This is a genomic window from Microbacterium sp. 10L49 (assembly GCF_056395125.1).
Genome location: NZ_JBFTIW010000002.1, coordinates 152,388 through 172,129, shown reverse-complemented (window position 1 = coordinate 172,129; position 19,742 = coordinate 152,388). Strand labels below are relative to the sequence as shown.

The following is a 19,742-nucleotide window of genomic DNA, read 5'->3' as shown; positions in this document are numbered from 1 at the left end:
TCGGAACGCAGAAACCGCGTCAGGCGGCGGCGCGCACCTTCGCGGGTGCGGCCGGGGCGAGAGGGGCGCCGAGGCGCACTCCGATCGCGTCGGCCAGCTGCTGCACTGAGCCGGATGCGGTGCGCCGGGCTGCGTCGATCACGATCTGCGCGCAGGCGCGTGCGTCGGCCAGGGCATCGTGGTGCGGGAACGCGCCGAAGCCGGCGGCTGCCGCGGCCACAGGGAGCTTGTAGGAGTCGAGGTCGTACACCTTGCGCGCCACGCTCAGACTGCACAGCGACTGGTACGGCGGGCACTCGTCGCCGGTGGCCTCGCAGGCACGACGGATCACGTTCAGGTCGAAGCCCGCGTTGTGTGCGACGAGCACGTCGGCGCCGGCGAACGCGCAGAGCCGGTCGAGCTGCTCGCTCCAGCCGTCGGCGTTCACGACCTCGTGCGGCTGGATGCCATGGATCCGCACGTTCCACTCCTGGAAGGCATCGTGCCCCGCGGGCGGCCGGATCAGCCATCCGGTCTGCGCGACGACGATGCCGTCCCGCACCCGCACCAGGCCCACCGCACAGGCGGAAGCAGGGGAGGAGTTCGCCGTCTCGAAGTCGATTGCGGTGAAGTCCAAGGCCACGCATCAACCCTCCGTCGCGGAGGGGCCGGCATCGTCCAGGCGCGCCGATCCTGGGCGGATCCGAGCGTAGGCTCGGGCCATGGTCGAACGTGCGACGAGCTTCGGGTCCGAGACGGGCAGCTACGAGAAGGGACGTCCGGAGTACAGATCCGACGCGGTGGCCTGGCTGCTGGAGCCGCTGCCGGGCCCCGACGCGGCGGTCGTCGACATCGGCGCGGGGACGGGCAAGCTCACTCGCGCCGTGCTCGCCCTCGGCGGCACGAGCGTCGTGGCCGTGGATCCCGATCCGCAAATGCTGGAGGCGCTGCGGCAGAAGACGCCAGGAGTCGAGGCGGTCACAGGAACCGCGGAGTCGCTGCCTCTGGCCGACGGGAGCGTCGATGCCGCCACTCTCGGCCAGGCCTGGCATTGGGTGGATCCGGTTGCGGCATCTGCCGAGATCGGACGGGTGGTGCGCCCGGGCGGCGTGCTCGGACTGATCTGGAACGTGCGCGATGACCGCACCGACTGGGTGCGCCGGCTGACGGCGATCATGGGCGGCAGCGCCGCGGAGGAGATGATCGCCGACAACGCCGTGCGGGTCGCGGCGCCGTTCGGCCCCCTCGAAGAGCGGCGCTGGGAGTGGAGCCGGGAGATGACGCGCGCCGAGCTGCATGCGATGGCCAGCTCCCGCAGCCTCATCATCACGTCGTCCGACGAGGAGAAGGCGCGGATCGCCGCTGCCATGGACGAGCTGTTCGACGAGTTGGGGCTCATCGAGGGCGAGACGCTGTCGATGCCGTACGTCACCGCGGCCTACCGCGCGATCCGCGGATCCTGAGTCGACGCGGGCCCCGGTAGACTCGTACCCCGTGGCTCTCACCATCGGAATCGTAGGACTGCCCAACGTCGGCAAGTCCACCCTGTTCAACGCCCTCACCAAGAACGACGTGCTCGCGGCGAACTACCCGTTCGCGACGATCGAGCCGAACGTCGGCGTGGTGAACCTGCCCGACGTGCGGCTGAACAAGCTCGCCGAGATCTTCGGCAGCGAGCGGATCCTGCCCGCGACGGTGTCGTTCGTCGACATCGCCGGCATCGTGCGTGGCGCCAGCGAAGGGGAGGGCCTGGGCAACCAGTTCCTCGCGAACATCCGCGAGGCCGACGCCATCGCGCAGGTCGTGCGCGGCTTCGCCGACGACGACGTGGTGCACGTCGAGGGGGCGATCGACCCGAAGAACGACCTCGAGACGATCAACGCCGAGCTCATGCTCGCCGACCTGCAGACGCTCGAGAAGGCGATCGTGCGGATCGAGAAGGAGGTACGCGGCCGCAAGACCGACGCGTCGGTGCTCGAGGCCGCGAATGCCGCCAAGGACGCGCTCGAGCGCGGCCAGCTGCTCTCCACGAGCGGGATCGACCTGGCCCCGATCAAGGAGCTGGGCCTGCTCACCTCGAAGCCGGTCATCTTCGTCTTCAACGTCGATGAGGCCGTGCTCACGGACGCCGCCCGCAAGGCGGAACTCGCCGCTCTCGTCGCCCCGGCGCAGGCGATCTTCCTGGACGCCAAGATCGAGTCCGAGCTGATCGACCTGGATCCGGAGGACGCCGCCGAGTTGCTCGCCTCCACCGGTCAGGACGAGTCGGGTCTGGATCAGCTCGCCCGCATCGGCTTCGACACGCTGGGCCTGCAGACCTACCTCACGGCAGGCCCGAAGGAAGCCCGCGCCTGGACGATCCACAAGGGCGACAAGGCTCCTCAGGCGGCCGGCGTGATCCACACCGACTTCGAGAAGGGCTTCATCAAGGCCGAGGTCATCTCGTTCGAGGACCTGGTCGCGACCGGATCCGTCGTCGAGGCCCGCTCCAAGGGCAAGGCCCGCCTCGAGGGCAAGGACTACGTCATGCAGGACGGCGACGTGGTGGAGTTCCGCTTTAACGTATAGCGTTATTGACGGTCTTCGTTATATGCTTGCCTCGTGATCAGATCGTTCGGGGGCAAGGACACCGAACGAATCTGGCGCGAGCAGTACGTCAAGGGTGTTGATCGAACCGTGCAGCGGGCGACGCTGCGCAAGCTCGAGCTGGTTCACGCGGCAAAGGATGTCGACGACCTGCGGATCCCACCGGGGAACCGATTGGAGAAATTGGCCGGAGATCGTCGCGGTCAGTACAGCATCCGCGTGAATGCGCAGTGGCGTATCTGCTTCGTCTGGAGAGATGGAGGTGCGGAAGATGTCGAACTCGTCGACTATCACTGAGGCTGACGCGATCGAGCCGATTCACCCGGGAGAGATCCTGATGGAGGACTTCATCGAGGGCTTTGGAATCACGCAGAACAAGCTCGCGGTGTCGATCGGGGTGCCACCGCGACGGATCAATGAGATCGTGCACGGCAAGCGGGGGATCACGGCTGACACCGCGATTCGTCTGGCTCGGTACTTCAGCACGTCTGAGGAGTTCTGGATGAACCTGCAGACGAACTACGAGCTACGGCTCGAACGCCGGGCTCTTCGGGACAAGGTCGCCGCCATCACGCCGCTGCAGGCCGCGTGAGCGACTCCATGGACCATCGGACGCGCATTCGCTGATGCCGCCGCTCCGTCGTTGGCGACGTGGCTCTGGACACGCGTGACGAGCAGCATGCGCTGATCCGCCGCGGAAGTCCGCAGGTCCGATCCGCGTCAGCGCCCCTGGCGCTTCTTGTACGGCTTGGGCTGCCCCTTCACCACGGGTGCGCGGCCCTTCCCCTTCGACGCCTTGGCCTTGCCTCCGGACGGCGCGGCAGATTTCTGCTGAGGCGGGGGAGCGGCGGCGATCCGCTCGCGCGCCTCGGGTAGCAGGAGAATCCCGGCACTCGTCAGACGGGTGGCGCTGCCACGGGTGATGAGCGGGTGCCCGACTTCTTCCTCGAGCTTCTCGATCGCCGAATACAGAGCGGTGAGTGAGATCTCGAGCCTGGCTGCCGCACGCGGGAAATGCAGTTCCTCTGCGACGGCGACGAACCGCCGGAGCTGGGTGATGTTCATGCAAGCCCGTCCTTTCCCGCACGGATCGCGGCCGACCCCCAGCGTACTAGCGGGTGCGGGCGACGTCGTGCTTCAGCACCTGCGGCCAGGTGTCGACGTCGACGGGATCGCTCGCGACAGACAGGGTGGCGTGGGGAAGCAGAGCGGCCAGCGTCTGCGCCGTCGCGAGCGGGTGTCCCGGATCCTCGATCCACGCCAGAATCGTGGTCGGGACGTCGATGCGCTCGATCGCCTCATGGGTGGGCAGGTCGCTCATCGCGGCACCGCGCAGCAGGGAGGGAAGCAGCGCATCGGCGACGTCGGGCACGGTCTCCGGCGCGCCCACGGTCGCCGGCGGACGCGTCCCTCCGCGATGCGCGGCGACCAGGGCATCGACGCCCTCCGATTCCACGAGGGCAGCATCGTCCCGGTAGTTCTGCGCCTGCGCGGCCCGGGTTTCCCACGCGGTCGGGGGCACCATGAGGGTGAGCCCGACGAACCGGCCCGGCTCTCGCGCCGCGGCATGCAGCAGCGTCGCCGCTCCCATCGACGGACCGACCCCGTGCACCTGTTCGCCGGGAAACCAATGATCCAGCAGCCGCAGCAGATCGTCGGCGAGGTTGGACCACACGTAGTCCTCCGCGACCTTGCGGCCGGTCGATCTGCCGTGACCGCGTGCGTCGTATCGCAGCAGCCGCGTTCCGCTCAGCCCTCGGCCGAGGTCCAGATTCAGCACCCGGTCCCTGGCTCGGCTCGAGGTCAGGCCGTGCAGCTGCACGACCGGATGCCCGCCCTCGTCGCTGAGCGCGACGGCGAGTTCGGCGCCGGTGACTTCGAAGGTGGGCATCGGGTTCCTTCCGCTCCGGCGTCGCACGTCGGATCCGCAGAGGCGACGCCGATGTCAGAGTAGCGGGACGCTAGGGTACTGCCATGCGTCTGACCCACGTCACGCAGTTGCGCCTCCCATTCGGCCGGCTCTGGGGGTACGACGTCAGCGCCTCCGAACTCGGCCCGCGCCTGCCGGTCTCCTTCGACCAGCGGATCCACGTCGGCCTCGGAGACCGACCGGGATCCTGGATGGCGATCTCGTTCCACCTGCCGCGGCCCGTGACGAAGGACGCGCTCGCCGACGCGTGGCTCGCGGTGATCGCGCGGCACGGCACCCTGCGCACCGCGTTCGCTCCGGGCGAGGACGGGCAGCCCCAGCTCCACGAGCTCGCGATCGCCCCAGGATCCTGGGTCGAGCACGAGATCCTGCCGGGGCAGGCGGTGAACGACGCCGTCCGCGATGTGCTCGATGGGGCGTGCTCGCCCTACCGCCGACCCTCGTACCGGCTATGCGTCCTCGAGAACGCGACGGGGATCACGATCGTGATCGGATCCGACCATGCGCACGTCGACATGTGGTCGATGCTCGTCATCGCGCGCGACCTCCTCTCGGCAGTGGACGCGGCGCGCGACGGCCGGGATCCCTGGACCGCGCCGGCCGCGGCATTCGTCGACCACACCCGGTCGCTGCTCGAACGCGACCCGGCCCCTGACGAGGTGCGAAAACGGTGGGCCGACATCATCCGCGACAGTGGCGGAGCAATGCCGCGATTCCCGCTCCCGCTGGGCTCGCCGGATCCGCAGCGCGAGAGGGTCGAGGTGCGCGACGTGCTCGATCCGGATGACAGCGCAGCCTTCGCGGCGCAGGCGCGGGAAAGCGGCGTCTCGACGCTGACCCTCGCAGTCGTGGCCATGACGGCGGTCACCCGCACGCTCGCCGGTACGGCGCTGCGCGCGATCTTCCCGGTGCACAGTCGCTACGAGGACACCTGGCACGACTCCGTGGGCTGGTTCATCACCAACTCCGTACTGGAGTCGGCGGTCGCGGAGCCGCGTGCAGCGGCCGCCGCCGTCAAGGAGGCCGTACAGCTCGGGTCGTGGCCGCTTGCCGACGTGCTCGCGCCCTGGGGCGGGATGCCGGTCGCGCCGGGGATGTTCGCGATCTCCTGGCTCGACCTGCGCCGGTTGCCGGTGCGGATCGACTCGGTCGGACTCGACGCGCAGTACGTCGGCGCGGCGATCGACACGGACGGAGTCATGCTGTGGTTCATCCTCGATGAATCCGGCCTGCACCTGAGGTGCCGGTACCCCGACACGGCAGAGGCCCGCGCCAACGTCGGCGAATGGCTTGATCTGCTCGTGGCGCGACTGCAGGCGGAAGCGAAGACGTCCGTCCGAGGGCTGCTGCGGGCGGCGGGCCGCACCTACCGGATCGAGCGGGCGGGCCACGCGGACATCGAGGCGATCGCCGAACTGCTCGCCGATGATCCCTTCGGTGCCGAGCGCGAGGACGCCGAGCTCAGCCGATACGAGGCTGCGTACAACTCGGTCAGACGTGATTCCTCGAACTATCTCGGGGTGGTTCGAGACGACGCCGGCCGCATCGTGGCGACCATGCAGCTGACCGTCATCCCCGGGCTCTCTCGCGGAGGATCCACTCGGCTGCAGATCGAGGGTCTGCGCGTCGCTCCGGTCGAGCGTTCACAGGGCCTCGGCACAGCGATGCTGGAGTGGGCGCACGACTTCGGGCGGTCTCGTGGGGCGACCCTCGCCCAGGTGACCACCGATGAGGCCCGGGATCGGGCACGCGCCTTCTACACCGGGCTCGGCTATCAGACCGCGCACGTGGGCCTGAAGCGGCCACTCGACTGACCCGCATACTGGCCCGGTGCGTGCAGGCGTACGCTGGCCGTGTCTTCCTGAGGAGGTGCGGCCATGTCCGACACTGATGAGCGGTCCGTTTCCGCCCACATTCCGGAGCCGGGCGAACCGAGCATTCCCGAGCTCGAGGCGGACGAGAACATCGCGCCCCGTCCGGAGGAGGAGATCGCGGACCTCCTCCGCGCCGAGCCCGACGTCGACGACCACGTCAGCTGACCCGGCGGGGGCGGACCCACAAGTGTCAGCCGATGCAATTCGCTCGAGTGTTGATGGTCGAAAGTGATGCGTTCGAGTGGGAGAGGATACTCAGTTCGTGACCTATGACGAGTTGCGAACCTCACTGATCGAGTTGAGCTCGTTGCTCTACGAAGTCGCGGAGACGCCGTGGGCTACTTGGGCGTCGAAGACCGCCGCAGAGCTCGCTGACGGCAGCGTGGGGCCGGACGCTGTACGTCGCGTCTTCGGAGGTATGGGGAGCCTGAACGATCTTGTCATCCACCCGGCCAACGGTCATCGAGTTGATGGATCGTCCTTGGAAGGCGTGAACACGCGACTGGAACGAATTAGGACTCGCCTCTACTCTCAATCCACAGCTCGTGTCCACGACTCCGACAACGGCGTCAGCTGACGCGCCGGACATCTTGCGGCCAACCGCAGGCCTCCTGGAGGCAACATCACGGTCGAGGTCATGTCCCTGACGGGTCCGATCGTGACCGCGTCGCTCGTCGAGGAATCAAGGTGTAGGGAGAGGCGATGTTGGAGATCGAGCCAGGCACGCATGTCGTTGAGACAGTCTGTGACCACTGCCAGGAGCCCATGACCCGTGCGACAGGCTTCGTCCTGCGCGATGGCGACGCCTACGCGATCTACTTCGCGTCCTGCCACCATCACGACGGTCACGAAGTCTGGATCGATGCAGTGTTCTCCCCGACCTGGGCTGAAGAAGTTGACGACCGCATTACGTTCGGGTGCCGCGTCGGCGCGGTCGAAGGACAGGAGGAACCGGCAGCCTGCCTTGTGGCGGCGGCTGCTGCGTTCAGGGAGTCGAGGACTTTTGGTCGCAAGTTGGCTCGGCACGAAGCGTCGACCCATCCGCTGATAGGTGAGTTCTGGGCGCTGGTCGACCACGTGCCGACGAAGGACAAGTTCGTCTCCGGCCACATGTACGGGCCTGGGGCGCAGTTCGAGTGATCGTACGGCATGGAGTTCCGCTTCAACGTCCAGGTTGCTCGTATGCGAGCTTTGCGCGACCTGGCGGTCGCTCGTCCCCGGCAAGGGGATGTTAAGTGTTTCGCTGATGGCGCATGGATGGTCTGGCGACCCGGCGAAGTGAGTTTTGATGACCTCGTTTGAGCCTTCATGATCTGGTCGGCTCTGGTGCGAACGGGCGTTGACCTGGTTCGGCGTCGTCTACGTACAACCAGCAGGTCAGCGATGCCTATGCAGCAGATCCGCCTCGTCGGGCGTCCTGACTTCACGAACGGGCTCAGTTGACTCGGCGGACCTCCTGCGGCCAACCGCAGGCCTCGACGATCCTGCCGGCCCAGAGCTTCGCAGCGTCATCGTCGGCCACGTCGATGATCGTGAGACCGCCGATGTACTGCTCGCCGGGGGCGAACTGACCTTGACTGATCACTGGCGTGCCACTGGAGGCGTCGGCGGTGAAGGCCGCGCTCAGGTCCTCGTGCACGCCTCCCGCGAACACGAGGACGCCGGCGTCACGCATGTCCGAGACGACGGCGTTGGCGAGTGGCCCGCGTTCGGCGAACCACTCGGCGCTGTGCTCGCCGACCCATTGCTGGTTGAAGTAGATGATGTACTGGCTCATCCTCGTCGCTCCCTGCATCGTCCGCGTCCTCAGGCCCGTCCAGCGATCGTACGTCGCCGTCGACCGTCGAGCGGGACTCGATACGATGGCTCGGTGACTACCGAGAACAACAGCATCTTCGAACCCGATGGCCGCGCGATCCCCTACGTCGACGAGATGTCGGAGGGCGACGGACCCGTTCTGGTGCTGATTCCGGGGCGCGGCCTCGAGGGCGGCGCGCTCGGTTCGGTCGCGCACATCCTGGCCGGCGAGGGGATCCGCGTGCTGCGGATCGGAAGTCGCGCCGATGATGCCGCGACGCTCGAGGAGCGCGTCCAGGATGCGAGCGACGTCATGGACCACGCCGGCATCGGCGCCACATGGATCGGAGGTCACGGCGTCGGCGGCACTGTCGCCCGCGCGCTCTCCGCGAAGCGCACGGACCGCGCGCTCGGCGTGCTGCTGCTGGGCGTGGAGGACGTCGATGTGCCGATCGCGCCGTCGGTGCCGATTCTCATCATCCAGGGATCCGAGGACGACGTCATGCCCCTGGCGAACGGCGAGAAGCTGCGCGCGTCCGCGGTCGAGCGCGCCAGTGTCGTGACGATCGAGGGTGGCGGGCACCTGTTCCCCGTGAGCGATCCGGTCGACACGGCGTTCGCGATCGAGGACTACCTGGCCTGGGACTGATGCGAGGCGCCATTCCGCCGGCGGACGCCCGCACCGTCCTGCTCGTGATCGACATGCAGGCGGGCGTCATGCCCGACTGCTTCGACGAGCACGGGGTGCTGATGCGGACCGACGCGCTCGTGCGCCGGGCGCGCGATGAAGGGGTTCCGGTGGTATGGGTGCACCATGACCCCATCGGCGTGGGGACGCCGGATTGGGAGCTGGCGGCACCGCTGGCCCGCGCCGAGGGCGAGGCGGTCGTGCGCAAGAGCTACCGCGACGCCTTCGCGGAGACCGAACTGCGGACCGTGCTCGACGGATACGGCGCGACCCGCCTGGTCGTCGCCGGCGCGCAGTCCGACTTCTGCGTACGCACCACGACCCAGCGTGCAGCGGCGGAGGGCTACGACGTCACGCTCGTGCGCGACGCGCACACCACCGTCGATGCGACGATCGAGGGCGTTCGGATCTCCGGCGAGCAGATCGTCGCCCACACCAACATGTACTTCGCCGGGCTGCGCTATCCGGGGCAGGAGTTCGCGGTGGCGCGGCACGACGAGGTCGCGTTCGCCTGACCGCCACCACGCGCGCATGTCCGATCCCGGTGCGAGGATGGGCGCATGCCCGAGTCTCCGGAGGTGCAGGCGCTGGTCGAGTTCCTCGACGAGCGGATCCGCGGTCGTGTGATCGCCGACCTGGATGTCGGCGAGTTCCGCATCGTCAAGACTCGCGACCGCCCGCCCGGATCGCTGGTCGGTGCGCGGATCCGGCGCCTGGAGCGCTTCGGCAAGCACGTCGGCTTCGATACCGAGGCGGGCTGGCTGATGATCGGGTTCGGGCGCAACGGCTGGATCCGCTGGCAGGCGCCGGACGCCCCGCGGAGCGACGAACCTGTGCCCGAGGTCGCTCGAATCGCGCTCGACGACGGTGCGCTGATGCAGGTCGTCGACCTGGGTGACTTCCTCGCGGTGACCGCGTCGGTCGTCGATGCCCCGACTGATGTCTCGGGCATCGCGGCGCTCGGACCGGATCCGCTCGCCGCCGACTTCGACCGCGACGTGTTCGAGCGCGCCCTCGGCACCAGGCGCAAGCAGATCAAGGCGCTCCTGCAGGAGCAGACGTCGCTCGCCGGCATCGGCAACGCGTATTCGGACGAGATCCTGCATCGGGCGCGGATCGCTCCCACGGTGCACGCCGCAGTGCTCGACGATGCCGAGCGGGAACGGCTCTTCCACGCGACGGTCGACGTGCTGCGGGGCTCCCTCGCGGATCGGCGGGGCCTGCCGCCGGGCCAGCTCAAGCAGGCCAAGGTCGCCGCGATGGCCGTGCACGGGCGCGGGGGAGAGGCCTGCCCGGTCTGCGGCACGACGATCATCGATCGCGTGTTCTCCGGTGCCTCCGCTCAACTCTGTCCGCACTGCCAGCCCGAGCCCTCCACGACGTGACGCGACATGCGGGTTAGCATTCCGGGGTGAGCCCGCTTCCTCTGCGCCATCGTTGGCGCGTGCGCTCGTCCGTCGCGCTCCTTGTCGGGGTCGCGGTCGGCTTCGTCGTCACGCCGTTCCTCGGCCTCGCCGCGGGCCTTCTCGCGGCCTGGGGCGCGCTGGCTCTCGTCAGCACCGTGTGGATCCTGCTGGTCGTGTGGCCGATGAACGCCGAGCAGACGCGCTCGCACGCCACCGAGGAGGACCCCGGTCGACGCATCGCCCGGGTGGTCGCCGTGGTCGGGAGTTTCGCCAGCATCGCGGCCGTGCTGGTCGTCGTGCTGCAGGCTCGGCACGCGGAGGGGTGGACCCAGTTCGCGCTCGCGGGGAGCGCGGTGCTCAGCGTCGCCGCCTCCTGGGGGCTGATCCAGGCCGATTACATGCTGCGGTACGCGAAGCTCTACTACGACGGATCCGCCGGCATCATCTTCAACCAGAACGAGGACCCCGAGTACACCGACTTCGCGTACTTCTCGGTCGGGCTCGGCATGACCTACCAGGTCGCCGACACCAATGTCACGCGCAATGCCATCCGGCGGATCGTGATCGCGCAGACCACGATCGCCTACGTGTTCGGCGCGCTGATCCTCGGCACGATCATCAACCTCGTCACAGGCCTGGGGTGATCTCGGGGCGCTCCTCGCGTAGCCGGGGCTCCGTGCGCCGCTCCGGACGCACGCCTGCCTTATCGGCGTAGAAGGCGCGAATCCGGTCCATGTCCGCGGCCATATCACCGGTGAGGTCGAACGTGGGCCCGAGCCCGGTCGTCATCGTGGTGCGGTCGACGAACCCGAGTGTCACCGGCATGCCGGTCTCGCGTGCGATGCGGTAGAAGCCGCTCTTCCAATACGTGTTGCCGTCGCGGGTGCCGTCGGGCGTGACGACCAGACCGAACACCGTGCCGGCGTTCACCTGCGCCACGACCTCGCCGACGACCCGCGCAGGATCCTCTCGATCCACCGGGATGCCGCCGAGGCGTCGCATGAGTGGGCCGCGCCAGCCACGGAACAGGCTCTTCTTGCCGAGCCAGTGCACCTCGACGCCGAGCCGCCAGGCGATGCCGAGCATCAGCACGAAGTCCCAGTTCGAGGTGTGCGGGGCGCCGATCAGCACGGTGGGGCGCGTCGGACCCGGTTCGCTAGCGAGCGTCCAGCGGCTGAACGTCCAGAACACGCGGGCGATGAGGCGACGGAGCATCCGTCCACGGTAGAGGGGTGCGCATGCCGTGCTCCGCATGAAAGGCAGCGGAATGGGAACGGGCGCATGACCCGGACGGGAGGTCCGGGTCATGCGCCCGTTCGGGGTGCCGCGGGTCAGGCGACCTGCGGCATCAGGGAGAACGACACGGCGCCCTCCTCATTCACGTTCGCGTCGAGGACCTTGTCGTCCAGGACGATGGCGGCTTCCCCTTCGAGGAAAACCGGGGCGCCGGGCAGATCGAGGATCTGATCATCCGGCTCCGGCGAGACGACCACGTCGGCGGCGAGGCGGGGTTCGCCCGCCTTTCCCGGCGTCTCGGCCGTGTGGATGCGCAGTCCCGTACCCTCCGTCTCGGTACGACGACGGACGAGCGTGGTGACCAGCGCAGTGGCGTTGTCGGTCAAGGTGAGCACGAGGCACTCCTTCCGGTTGCGGACATGCCGAGGTCACGGCATGTGTCCGGGCCACGATTCCCCTTCTGGATCGAGCTCTCAACCGCTGTGCGGCGATTCGGCCCGATTCGGAGGGTCTTCCCACCTGGGAGCGGGGGAACGCGATCGGCGGGCGGCGACCGGCCTCAGCGCGCAGCGGCCCGTAGCGCCTCGGCCGTCTCCGGATCCAGGCCCGGCATCTCGTCCGTCGGCACGGCGAGGGCGAGCAGAGCGCGGCTGAAGTAGTTCCGGGCTGCTGCGGCTAAGGTGATGTCGACGATCTGGCGGTCGTCGTAGCCGGCGTCCCGGAGCGCCTGAGTGTCGGTGTCGGTCATGCCGCGCGGATCGGTGGAGAGCTTGGCCGCGTACTGCACGACGGCCTGTTCGGCGGCGGAGAAGCCGTCGTCGTCGCCCCGGGCGAACGCCGCGAGGCCATCGCCGCTGAGGACCTCCGCCCGCAGAGACTTGCGTCCGTGCGCGAGCAGACAGTGCGGGGATCCGATCGCGCGGGCTGCGCCGAGCGTCGCCGCCTCATAGACGCGCACGCCGATGGACGGCACGATCGCGCGGATGAGCGCCATGAACGCCTCGTGCGCCTCGGGGTTCACCGCCATCGCGCGGGTGTAGGCGAAGACGAAGCCCGCGTCGGCGATGTCCTCGGCGTACATGTCGGCGGCGTGCCCCTGCGCGGTCTCGGCAGGGGGAGTGCTGATGATCATGGGAAGCTCCTTCGCGTCCATGCGCGGCATGCTCGCGGACGGCGAGCCCCAGCGCCTGAGCGAAGACTATGCCCGAGATGCGTTCGGCGACATGGGTGGATGCCTCAGAACGGCGCCGATGCTCCGGTACGGGCGTAGCATCGGGGGGTGACCACGGCAGCCGAATCCCCGCAGCAGACACCCGCGGACGCGACGCGTCCGACATCGGGAGCCGCTCCGGGCGGGCTGTCGTTGCTCCCGGGCCTCGACGCGGGAGACGCCGGACTGTGCATCGACGGCGTCTGTCGTCTGCCCGGCGCGAAGGACTGACCTCGCCGATCGCGACCCCCGTCGGGATCCCTCGCGGTCGCGAACGCAGGATCGTCCCCGTCGGAGGCGCCTATGGCGTGCGCCGACGGGGACGATTCGAGGTGCAGTGAAGTGGAAAAGGCTCAGTGCATCGCCGGGGCGCTGCCCTCTGGGGAGCCCACCTCGTGCGGCTGGTCCGCGGGCTTGCGGATGATGAACGCGCCCAGGATCGTCACCGTCGCGATGACCGCGCCGATCACGAACGTGCTGCGCGAGCCCCCCGCGACCGCGGCGGGCACCTCGGTGCCGCCGTTCGCGTTCACGATGAGCGTGAACACCGCGATCATCACGGCGATGCCGGTCGCACCCGCGACCTGCTGCACAGTGCCGATGACCGCGCTGCCGTATGAGTAGAACTTCGGCGTCAGCGAAGCCAGCGACGCCGTGAACAGCGGCGTGAACGAGAGCGCGAGTCCGATCGACAGCAGCGTCTGCGCGACCAGCACGATCCACACCGAGGTGTTCGTGGCGAGCGTCGTGTAGAACCACAGCGTGGCAGCGGTGAGGATCGAGCCCGGGATCAGCAGGATCTTCGTGCCGCGGGCGTCGTAGATCCGCCCGATCACGGGGCCGAGCAGCCCCATCGCGAGGGCACCGGGCAGGAGCACCAGCCCCGCCTCGGTGGTCTCCAGGCCGAGCGCCTTCTGCAGGAACAGCGGGATCACCGTGAGCGTGCCGAAGAAGGCCAGCGACAGCAGGAACATCTGCACCATCGACAGGCTGAAGTCGCGCGAGGCGAACACCCGCAGATCCAGCAGGGCGTCGTCCTTGCGCTGCAGGATCACCTGCCGCCAGAGGAACGCCACCAGCCCCACCACGCCGACGACCAGCGCGATCACCAGGGGAGCGGAGGATCCGCCACCGCCCGCGAGGGCTCCGATCTGGCTGAGGCCGAAGACCAGCCCGCCGAAGCCGAAGGCGCTCAGCACGATGGACAGCACGTCCAGCGGTGCGTCGGTGCGCTCGCCGACGTTCGTCAGCCAGCGCCAGCCGATGAACATGGCGACCAGGGCGATCGGCAGCACGACGACGAAGATCGCGCGCCAACTGAAGTGGTCGAGCAGGAAGCCCGACAGCGTGGGACCGATCGCCGGCGCGAGCGAGATGACGATGCTGACGCGCCCCATCATCCGGCCGCGGCTCTCCGCGGGAACCAGGTTCATGAGCGTCGTCATGAGCAGCGGCATCATGATCGCTGTGCCCGACGCCTGCACGACGCGTGCGATGAGCAGCACGGTGAAGCCGGGCGCGAGCGCGGCGATCAGCGTTCCCGCGGAGAACAGGGTGAGCGCGCCGAGGAACATCTGCCGCGTCGTGAAGCGCTGCAGCAGGAAGCCCGTCGTCGGGATCACGACGGCCATGGTCAGCATGAACGCGCTTGTCACCCACTGCGCCGCGAGCGGGGTGATGCTCAGATCGTCGATGAGGTGCGGGATCGCCATGCTCATCGTCGTCTCGTTGAGGATCGCGACGAAGGCGGCGGCCAGGAGCACCCAGATGACCGCCATGTCACGGCGGGGGATGAGAGAGGATCTCGCGCTGGTCGGCACGGATCCGGTTTCGATGGCGGACATATGTTTCCTCCGACTCGGCGGGGGCGAAAAAGGGGGGATGAGCTGTACAGAGATGCCAGCGACATTCAGCGTAACCACAGGGTCGGACATTTCATTCCCCGCCGGCCGTCGGCGCTGCTCTCAGCAGCGTTGCGCCCTGAGCGGACGTTCTCGACGGCGGCGTCCCATGCTCGGCACGGGGATCTACGCTTGCGAGGTGCCGAAGGTGCAGGTGACCAGCGGCGGGCAGGGGTGAGCGGATGAGCATGATGGCCAGAGGTGGCGGAGCCCGGGGCGGAATGCGCCCCGTGGACGAGGCGTCGCAGCGCCGGCAGAACGCCGAGGCGCCGAAGATCGCGAATCTCGGCCGCCGGGTGGTCGCGCTGTTCCGCCCCTATCGCGGACGGATCCTCGTCACGGGCCTCCTGGTGATCATCTCGGCCGCGCTCGGCGTCATCCCGCCGCTGCTGGTGAAGCTCGTCTTCGACGACGCGCTGTTCCCGGCGGGCGGCGGAGGACCGCGCATCGCGCTGCTCGTGGAGCTGGTGGTCGGCATGGTCGCGCTCTACCTGCTGTCGGCCGGTCTCGGCGTCGTGCAGACCTGGCTCACCTCGACCGTCGGCAACAGCGTGACGGGCGACCTGCGGGTGCGTCTGTTCGAGCACCTGCAGGCGATGGAGCTGGCGTTCTTCACCCGCACCAAGACCGGGGTGATCCAGTCCCGGCTGCAGAACGACGTCGGCGGTGTCGCCGGAGTGCTCACGAGCACGGTCACGAGCATCCTCGGAAACACGGTCACGGTGATCGCCTCGCTGGTGGCGATGATCCTGCTGGACTGGCGGCTGACCATCATCGCGGTGTGCGTGATGCCGATCCTGGTGCTCGTGCAGCGCCGCGTCGGTCAGGTGCGCGCGCGGATCGCCGGCGAGACGCAGGAGTCGCTGAGCGAGCTCACCGCGATCACGCAGGAGACGTTGAGCGTGTCCGGCATCCTGCTGTCCAAGTCCTTCAACCGGCAGCGTTCCGAGTCGGCCCGCTACCAGGCGCAGAACCGCACGCAGATCCGGTTGCAGGTGCGCCAGGCGATGAGCGGGCAGGGCTTCTTCGCGGTCGTGATGGTGCTGATGTCCAGTGTCCCGGCGATCATCTACCTCGTGGCGGGGCTCCTCGTCGCCGGAGGGACAGGATCCATCACCGCCGGCGCCATAGTGGCCTTCACGACCGTGCAGGCGCGACTGCTGATGCCGCTGATCGGGCTCATGCGCGTCGCCCTGGACGTGCAGACCTCGCAGGCCCTGTTCGCGCGCATCTTCGAGTACCTCGACCTGGTGCCGCAGATCCAGGACGCGCCGGACGCGAAGTCCGCCTCCGAGGCGCCCGGCCCCCGCGGGCGCCTCGAGTTCCGCGATGTTCGGTTCCGCTACCCGGACGCGTCGTCCGCCGCGCGCGACACCCTGCAGGGGATCTCGTTCACCGCCGACCCGGGGCAGCACGTCGCCTTCGTCGGCCCCTCGGGGGCCGGCAAGACGACGATCCTCTATCTCGCTCCCCGGCTCTACGAGGCATCGGAGGGAGCGATCCTCTTCGACGGCGCCGATGTGCGTGACCTCACCCAGTCGTCGATCATCGACGAGATCGGGATCGTGTCGCAGGAGACGTATCTGTTCCATGCGACGATCCGCGAGAACCTCGTCTATGCGAAGCCCGATGCGACCGATGAGGAGCTCGTGGCGGCGTGCACCGCCGCCAACATCCACCACGTGATCGTCGGCTTCGAAGACGGCTACGACACCGTGGTCGGAGAGCGCGGCTACCGGCTGTCGGGCGGCGAGAAGCAGCGCATCGCGATCGCGCGGGTGCTGCTCAAGGATCCGCCGGTGCTGCTGCTGGACGAGGCGACGTCCGCGCTCGACACGGTGTCGGAGCGCGTCGTACAGGAGGCGCTGGACGAGGCGGCCAAGGGCCGCACCACGCTCACGATCGCGCACCGGCTGTCCACGGTGATCGGCGCGGACGTCATCCACGTCGTGCAGGAGGGGCGGATCGTCGAGTCGGGCACCCACTCCGAGCTGCTCGCCCAGGGGGGACTGTACGCCGACCTCGCCGCGCAGCAGGTGGCCGCAGCGAGGATCGATGACGACGTGCGCTCGGCCTGACCCGCGATGCCGCGGGGTGACAGCCTCGGGGCGTGCTGAACTCAGTCGAATCGTGCGCTGAGACGCGCCGGCGCCCGAACACAGGCCGGATCGACTGAGTTCAGCACACAGCGCCGGCCTCAGTGCACGCTCAGCCCGCCGTCCACGAAGAGCGAGTGACCCGTGACGTACGACGATCCGGCGCCCGAGAGGAACACGGCGGCGCCGGCGAAGTCGGACGGCAGCCCGTTACGGCCGATCATGGTGCGGGCGGCGAGCGCCGTGATCTGCACCGGATCCTCCTGGAGGCGGGCGTTGAGCGGCGTCAGCACGAAACCCGGCACGAGGGTGTTGCTGGTGACGCCGGTCCCGCCCCAGGCCTCCGCTTCGGAGCGCATCAGCGACTCGACGGCACCCTTCGACACGCCGTAGATGCCGCTGCCGACGAAGGCGCGGTGCGCCTGCTGCGAGCTGATGTGGATGAGTCGGCCGTAGCCTCGCTCGGCCATGCCCACGCCGTAGCGCTGACCGAGCAGGAACGGGGCGAGCGCGTTCACGGTCATCGTGGCGTCCCAGTCGGCCTCGGTGATGTCGGCGAAGGCAGGCCGGATATTGATGCCGGCGGAGTTCACGAGGATGTCGGGCTCGCCGAACGGACGTGCCGCGGCGTCCGCCACGGCGAGGATCCCGTCGCGCGTGCTGAGGTCGCCCACGACGCCCGCGGCGCGGCAGCCGGCATCGGTGAGCTCGCGCACCGTCTCGTCGATCCGGTCGGCGCCGCGGGCGACGATCACGGTGGCGGCACCGGCACGGGCGAGCGCGGTCGCGATGCCGCGCCCGATGCCGGAGCTGCCGCCGGTGACCACGGCGGTGCGACCCTCGAGGGAGAACAGGTCGGAGAGATAGGCGTTCATGACGGTCCTGATTCTGGGCGGAGCGACGCGCACGGGCGCATCGGCCGTCCGAGCAATGGCCGCGGCTACCAGCGCAGCGCGGCGGCGAGAGTGGGGTCCACGCGGGCGTCGGCGAACTCGGGGAGTGCCTCGAGGTCTTGCACGAACGCTCGCACCGTCGCGGGATACGCGGAGTCGGTGTGGCTGCCGGCGATCTCCTGGAGCGGCGGCAGGTCCATCGCGAGGATGAGGTCGAGCCTAGCGACAACGGCGGCCTGCGCGCCCGCCCGATGCAGCACGTCGATGCCCCCGCGCAACGCGGCGAGATAGTCGCGGAGCACGCGGAGGCGGTGCTTGCCCTGCGTGATGGAGGATCCGTCCTCCCGCAGCCGCCATCGCACCACCACGTCGGGGATGACATCGAAGGCGCGCGCGGCCGTGTACATGCGCTGGGCCACGATCTGGTCCTCGTAGGCGACGCCCTCCGGGAAGCGGAGATCCTGCCAGAACGCGGTGCGGCTCAGCTTCGACCAGGCCACGATGTTCGCCGACGCGGCAGGGTGCTCGAAGATCGTGGTGCCGAGGCGTTCCGGATCCGTCGCCGCCGCGACCCACGGCTGCACACGGCCCGGCGCGTATGTCTGCCCGTCCCAGCGGGAGCGCACGTACGCGCCCGCCACGAAGTCGCTCCCAGACGCGGCGAGGGTGCCGGTCATCCGCTCGAGCGCGGTCGGCGTCAGCTCGTCGTCGCCGTCGAGGAAGCCGAGGTACTCGGTGTCGACGAGTTCGAGCGCGGCGTTGCGGGCGCCGCCGAGCCCGCGCGCCTCCGTGTGCCGCAGGACGGTGAAGCGCGGATCCGCGTCTGCTGCGGCGTCGAAGATCCGGCCGGTGTCGTCGCGCGATCCGTCATCGACGAGGATCGCCCGCCAAGAGGTCTCCGTCTGCGCGCGCAGCGAGTCGAGGGCGGCAGGAGCGAAGGCGGCGATGTCGCGACCGGGGACGATCACGGTCACGAGCGGGGCGGGCACTCCGCCAGTCTAGGAGCGCACAGCGGACACGGCGTCGGCGACGAGCGCCGCGAGCTGTTCCGGGCCGTCGCCGGGAAGGCCGCCGTGGCCGAGCGTGAAGCGCACCGCGGTCTGCGCGACGGCGGGGTCGATGCCGCAAGCCAGAAGCACGTGCGAGGGCTCGTCGCTGCCGGCCGCGCACGCCGATCCACTGGACGAGACCACGCCGCGCCGCTCCAATTCGAGCAGCACCGCCTCGCCGGAGACCTCGGCGAACGTGAAACTCGCCGTGCCGGGCAGCCGGTGCACCGGATCGCCCGTCACGCGCGCCGAGGGGACCGCCGCGAGAACCCCGGCGATGAGCCGGGCGGACTGCGCCCCGACGCGCGCAGAGGCCTCGGCGCGCTCGCCCTCGGCCCGCTCGAGCGCGGTGGCGAGACCGACCGCGCCCGCCACGTTCTCGGTGCCGGAGCGGCGGCCGCGCTCCTGCCCGCCGCCGTGCAAGAGGGGCTCGATCGGCACCCGGCCGCGCACGGCGAGCGCACCGATGCCCTTGGGGGCGCCGAGCTTGTGCCCGGCGATCGCGATCGCGTCGGCGCCGAGGCCCGACAGTGCCAGCCATCCCGCGGACTGCACCGCGTCCAGGTGCACCGGCACGCCCTGCGCGGCGGCGGCCGCGGCGATCCCCGCGACATCCTGGATCGTGCCGATCTCATTGTTCGCATGCCCGACGGCGATCAGCGCGGTGTCGTCGCGGATCGCCGCAGCGACCGCGTCCGGATCCACCCGTCCTGCCGCATCGACCGGGACCAGGGTCGCGGCCACGCCGTGGAACCGCTCGAGATAACGGACCGACTCCAGGATCGACTCGTGCTCGATGGGTGTCGTGATCACGTGGCGCCCGCCCCGGGCGAGTGCGGCCAGCACGATGCCCTTGACCGCGAGGTTGTTCGCCTCGGTGCCGCCGGCAGCGAAGACGACATCGCCGGAACGCATCCCCAGCACGCGCGCCACCCGCGCGCGGGCGTCCTCGAGCGCCGCGCTCGCCGCCTCGCCCACGGTGTGATGGCTGGACGGGTTGCCGAACGTGCGGGTGAGGAACGGGGCCATCGCCTCGAGCACCTCGGGCCGGATCGGCGAGGTCGCCGCGTGGTCGAGGTAGAGCGGGACGGACATGG

25 protein-coding genes are annotated in these 19,742 nt (G+C 69.3%); 14 read left to right on the top strand and 11 right to left on the bottom strand.

From position 1 onward, the window contains the following. Positions 1–19 precede the first annotated feature (19 nt). Positions 20–622, bottom strand: coding sequence for a 3'-5' exonuclease (locus AC1DCT_RS05435; RefSeq protein ID WP_440734585.1), 603 nt, complete (start codon positions 620–622; stop codon positions 20–22). 79 nt (positions 623–701) lie between these two features. On the opposite strand from AC1DCT_RS05435, the gene AC1DCT_RS05430 reads away from it, so the two are divergent. The 4 genes from AC1DCT_RS05430 to AC1DCT_RS05415 are packed head-to-tail and all read left to right on the top strand — an operon-like array spanning position 702 to position 3,157. Then, positions 702–1,442 carry a class I SAM-dependent methyltransferase gene (locus AC1DCT_RS05430; RefSeq protein WP_441976270.1) on the top strand — a complete coding sequence of 247 codons (741 nt, stop codon included), beginning with the start codon at positions 702–704 and terminating at the stop codon, positions 1,440–1,442. A 31-nt stretch (positions 1,443–1,473) separates the two neighbouring features. Continuing rightward, positions 1,474–2,547: a redox-regulated ATPase YchF gene (ychF, locus tag AC1DCT_RS05425; RefSeq protein ID WP_441976269.1), complete on the top strand. Its 1,074-nt coding sequence runs from the start codon at positions 1,474–1,476 to the stop codon at positions 2,545–2,547. A gap of 33 nt (positions 2,548–2,580) precedes the next feature. After that, the gene (locus tag AC1DCT_RS05420; RefSeq protein WP_441976268.1) at positions 2,581–2,862 is read left to right on the top strand and encodes a type II toxin-antitoxin system RelE/ParE family toxin; all 282 of its coding nucleotides are present in this window, start codon (positions 2,581–2,583) and stop codon (positions 2,860–2,862) included. After that, on the top strand, positions 2,837–3,157 hold the full coding sequence (locus AC1DCT_RS05415) for a HigA family addiction module antitoxin (RefSeq protein ID WP_440734581.1): 321 nt from the start codon (positions 2,837–2,839) through the stop codon (positions 3,155–3,157). The genes AC1DCT_RS05420 and AC1DCT_RS05415 overlap by 26 nt, the downstream gene beginning before the upstream one ends. A gap of 128 nt (positions 3,158–3,285) precedes the next feature. Here AC1DCT_RS05415 and AC1DCT_RS05410 read toward each other — a convergent pair whose 3' ends face one another. Together AC1DCT_RS05410 and AC1DCT_RS05405 are read right to left on the bottom strand one after the other, a co-directional pair. Next, positions 3,286–3,630, bottom strand: a complete 345-nt coding sequence (locus AC1DCT_RS05410; protein ID WP_441976267.1) for a LysR family transcriptional regulator — start codon at positions 3,628–3,630, stop codon at positions 3,286–3,288. Between the two features lie 46 nt (positions 3,631–3,676). Then, positions 3,677–4,456, bottom strand: coding sequence for an alpha/beta fold hydrolase (locus tag AC1DCT_RS05405; RefSeq protein WP_477229434.1), 780 nt, complete (start codon positions 4,454–4,456; stop codon positions 3,677–3,679). 83 nt (positions 4,457–4,539) lie between these two features. Between AC1DCT_RS05405 and AC1DCT_RS05400 the strand changes: the two genes are divergently transcribed. From AC1DCT_RS05400 to AC1DCT_RS05385, 4 genes are all read left to right on the top strand, one after another. Next, positions 4,540–6,309 (top strand): GNAT family N-acetyltransferase, encoded by a 1,770-nt coding sequence (locus AC1DCT_RS05400; RefSeq protein ID WP_441976265.1) that lies wholly within the window; start codon positions 4,540–4,542, stop codon positions 6,307–6,309. A 63-nt stretch (positions 6,310–6,372) separates the two neighbouring features. Then, a complete protein-coding gene (locus AC1DCT_RS05395; protein WP_477427899.1) occupies positions 6,373–6,534 on the top strand; it encodes a hypothetical protein in 162 nt (53 codons plus the stop codon). A gap of 97 nt (positions 6,535–6,631) precedes the next feature. After that, on the top strand, positions 6,632–6,946 hold the full coding sequence (locus AC1DCT_RS05390) for a DUF6966 domain-containing protein (protein ID WP_477427897.1): 315 nt from the start codon (positions 6,632–6,634) through the stop codon (positions 6,944–6,946). Positions 6,947–7,071: 125 nt separating this feature from the next. Next, a complete protein-coding gene (locus tag AC1DCT_RS05385) occupies positions 7,072–7,509 on the top strand; it encodes a hypothetical protein (protein ID WP_477427895.1) in 438 nt (145 codons plus the stop codon). A gap of 295 nt (positions 7,510–7,804) precedes the next feature. Here AC1DCT_RS05385 and AC1DCT_RS05380 read toward each other — a convergent pair whose 3' ends face one another. After that, entirely contained in the window at positions 7,805–8,146 is a 342-nt protein-coding gene (locus tag AC1DCT_RS05380) for a YciI family protein (protein ID WP_477427893.1), read from the bottom strand. A 93-nt stretch (positions 8,147–8,239) separates the two neighbouring features. On the opposite strand from AC1DCT_RS05380, the gene AC1DCT_RS05375 reads away from it, so the two are divergent. The 4 genes from AC1DCT_RS05375 to AC1DCT_RS05360 are packed head-to-tail and all read left to right on the top strand — an operon-like array spanning position 8,240 to position 10,904. Beyond that, positions 8,240–8,815, top strand: a complete 576-nt coding sequence (locus AC1DCT_RS05375; RefSeq protein ID WP_477427891.1) for an alpha/beta fold hydrolase — start codon at positions 8,240–8,242, stop codon at positions 8,813–8,815. Next, positions 8,815–9,369 (top strand): isochorismatase family protein, encoded by a 555-nt coding sequence (locus AC1DCT_RS05370; protein WP_477229432.1) that lies wholly within the window; start codon positions 8,815–8,817, stop codon positions 9,367–9,369. The genes AC1DCT_RS05375 and AC1DCT_RS05370 overlap by 1 nt, the downstream gene beginning before the upstream one ends. 45 nt (positions 9,370–9,414) lie before the next feature. Beyond that, positions 9,415–10,239: a DNA-formamidopyrimidine glycosylase family protein gene (locus AC1DCT_RS05365; RefSeq protein WP_440734573.1), complete on the top strand. Its 825-nt coding sequence runs from the start codon at positions 9,415–9,417 to the stop codon at positions 10,237–10,239. 26 nt (positions 10,240–10,265) lie between these two features. Next, a complete protein-coding gene (locus AC1DCT_RS05360; RefSeq protein ID WP_441976259.1) occupies positions 10,266–10,904 on the top strand; it encodes a DUF1345 domain-containing protein in 639 nt (212 codons plus the stop codon). Here AC1DCT_RS05360 and AC1DCT_RS05355 read toward each other — a convergent pair. From AC1DCT_RS05355 to AC1DCT_RS05345, 3 genes are all read right to left on the bottom strand, one after another. Then, positions 10,888–11,475: a 1-acyl-sn-glycerol-3-phosphate acyltransferase gene (locus AC1DCT_RS05355; RefSeq protein WP_477229431.1), complete on the bottom strand. Its 588-nt coding sequence runs from the start codon at positions 11,473–11,475 to the stop codon at positions 10,888–10,890. The two genes, AC1DCT_RS05360 and AC1DCT_RS05355, sit on opposite strands and share 17 nt — an antisense overlap. A gap of 116 nt (positions 11,476–11,591) precedes the next feature. Further along, positions 11,592–11,891: a Fe-S cluster assembly protein HesB gene (locus AC1DCT_RS05350; RefSeq protein ID WP_477427889.1), complete on the bottom strand. Its 300-nt coding sequence runs from the start codon at positions 11,889–11,891 to the stop codon at positions 11,592–11,594. A 164-nt stretch (positions 11,892–12,055) separates the two neighbouring features. Next, on the bottom strand, positions 12,056–12,628 hold the full coding sequence (locus AC1DCT_RS05345) for a carboxymuconolactone decarboxylase family protein (RefSeq protein ID WP_477229430.1): 573 nt from the start codon (positions 12,626–12,628) through the stop codon (positions 12,056–12,058). 147 nt (positions 12,629–12,775) lie between these two features. Between AC1DCT_RS05345 and AC1DCT_RS05340 the strand changes: the two genes are divergently transcribed. Further along, the gene (locus tag AC1DCT_RS05340; RefSeq protein ID WP_441976256.1) at positions 12,776–12,937 is read left to right on the top strand and encodes a hypothetical protein; all 162 of its coding nucleotides are present in this window, start codon (positions 12,776–12,778) and stop codon (positions 12,935–12,937) included. A gap of 122 nt (positions 12,938–13,059) precedes the next feature. Here AC1DCT_RS05340 and AC1DCT_RS05335 read toward each other — a convergent pair whose 3' ends face one another. After that, a complete protein-coding gene (locus AC1DCT_RS05335; protein ID WP_477427887.1) occupies positions 13,060–14,550 on the bottom strand; it encodes an MDR family MFS transporter in 1,491 nt (496 codons plus the stop codon). A gap of 248 nt (positions 14,551–14,798) precedes the next feature. Between AC1DCT_RS05335 and AC1DCT_RS05330 the strand changes: the two genes are divergently transcribed. Beyond that, positions 14,799–16,685, top strand: a complete 1,887-nt coding sequence (locus tag AC1DCT_RS05330; protein ID WP_441976449.1) for an ABC transporter ATP-binding protein — start codon at positions 14,799–14,801, stop codon at positions 16,683–16,685. Positions 16,686–16,804: 119 nt separating this feature from the next. On the opposite strand, the gene AC1DCT_RS05325 is transcribed toward AC1DCT_RS05330, so the two are convergent. The 3 genes from AC1DCT_RS05325 to AC1DCT_RS05315 all read right to left on the bottom strand — a co-directional run bounded on the left by AC1DCT_RS05325 (position 16,805) and on the right by AC1DCT_RS05315 (position 19,740). Continuing rightward, positions 16,805–17,578, bottom strand: coding sequence for an SDR family NAD(P)-dependent oxidoreductase (locus tag AC1DCT_RS05325; RefSeq protein WP_441976253.1), 774 nt, complete (start codon positions 17,576–17,578; stop codon positions 16,805–16,807). 65 nt (positions 17,579–17,643) lie between these two features. Then, on the bottom strand, positions 17,644–18,585 hold the full coding sequence (locus AC1DCT_RS05320; RefSeq protein ID WP_441976252.1) for a glycosyltransferase family 2 protein: 942 nt from the start codon (positions 18,583–18,585) through the stop codon (positions 17,644–17,646). Positions 18,586–18,594: 9 nt separating this feature from the next. Next, positions 18,595–19,740 carry a cysteine desulfurase family protein gene (locus tag AC1DCT_RS05315; protein ID WP_477427885.1) on the bottom strand — a complete coding sequence of 382 codons (1,146 nt, stop codon included), beginning with the start codon at positions 19,738–19,740 and terminating at the stop codon, positions 18,595–18,597. Positions 19,741–19,742: the final 2 nt, after the last annotated feature.

Coding starts and splice junctions, on each gene's coding strand:
- AC1DCT_RS05430 (WP_441976270.1), top strand. CDS start 702: ATGGTCGAACGTGCGACGAGCTTCGGGTCCGAGACGGGCAGCTACGAG.
- AC1DCT_RS05415 (WP_440734581.1), top strand. CDS start 2,837: ATGTCGAACTCGTCGACTATCACTGAGGCTGACGCGATCGAGCCGATT.
- AC1DCT_RS05410 (WP_441976267.1), bottom strand. CDS start 3,630: ATGAACATCACCCAGCTCCGGCGGTTCGTCGCCGTCGCAGAGGAACTG.
- AC1DCT_RS05405 (WP_477229434.1), bottom strand. CDS start 4,456: ATGCCCACCTTCGAAGTCACCGGCGCCGAACTCGCCGTCGCGCTCAGC.
- AC1DCT_RS05400 (WP_441976265.1), top strand. CDS start 4,540: ATGCGTCTGACCCACGTCACGCAGTTGCGCCTCCCATTCGGCCGGCTC.
- AC1DCT_RS05395 (WP_477427899.1), top strand. CDS start 6,373: ATGTCCGACACTGATGAGCGGTCCGTTTCCGCCCACATTCCGGAGCCG.
- AC1DCT_RS05385 (WP_477427895.1), top strand. CDS start 7,072: ATGTTGGAGATCGAGCCAGGCACGCATGTCGTTGAGACAGTCTGTGAC.
- AC1DCT_RS05380 (WP_477427893.1), bottom strand. CDS start 8,146: ATGAGCCAGTACATCATCTACTTCAACCAGCAATGGGTCGGCGAGCAC.
- AC1DCT_RS05370 (WP_477229432.1), top strand. CDS start 8,815: ATGCGAGGCGCCATTCCGCCGGCGGACGCCCGCACCGTCCTGCTCGTG.
- AC1DCT_RS05365 (WP_440734573.1), top strand. CDS start 9,415: ATGCCCGAGTCTCCGGAGGTGCAGGCGCTGGTCGAGTTCCTCGACGAG.
- AC1DCT_RS05355 (WP_477229431.1), bottom strand. CDS start 11,475: ATGCTCCGTCGCCTCATCGCCCGCGTGTTCTGGACGTTCAGCCGCTGG.
- AC1DCT_RS05345 (WP_477229430.1), bottom strand. CDS start 12,628: ATGATCATCAGCACTCCCCCTGCCGAGACCGCGCAGGGGCACGCCGCC.
- AC1DCT_RS05335 (WP_477427887.1), bottom strand. CDS start 14,550: ATGTCCGCCATCGAAACCGGATCCGTGCCGACCAGCGCGAGATCCTCT.
- AC1DCT_RS05330 (WP_441976449.1), top strand. CDS start 14,799: ATGGCCAGAGGTGGCGGAGCCCGGGGCGGAATGCGCCCCGTGGACGAG.
- AC1DCT_RS05325 (WP_441976253.1), bottom strand. CDS start 17,578: ATGAACGCCTATCTCTCCGACCTGTTCTCCCTCGAGGGTCGCACCGCC.
- AC1DCT_RS05315 (WP_477427885.1), bottom strand. CDS start 19,740: ATGTCCGTCCCGCTCTACCTCGACCACGCGGCGACCTCGCCGATCCGG.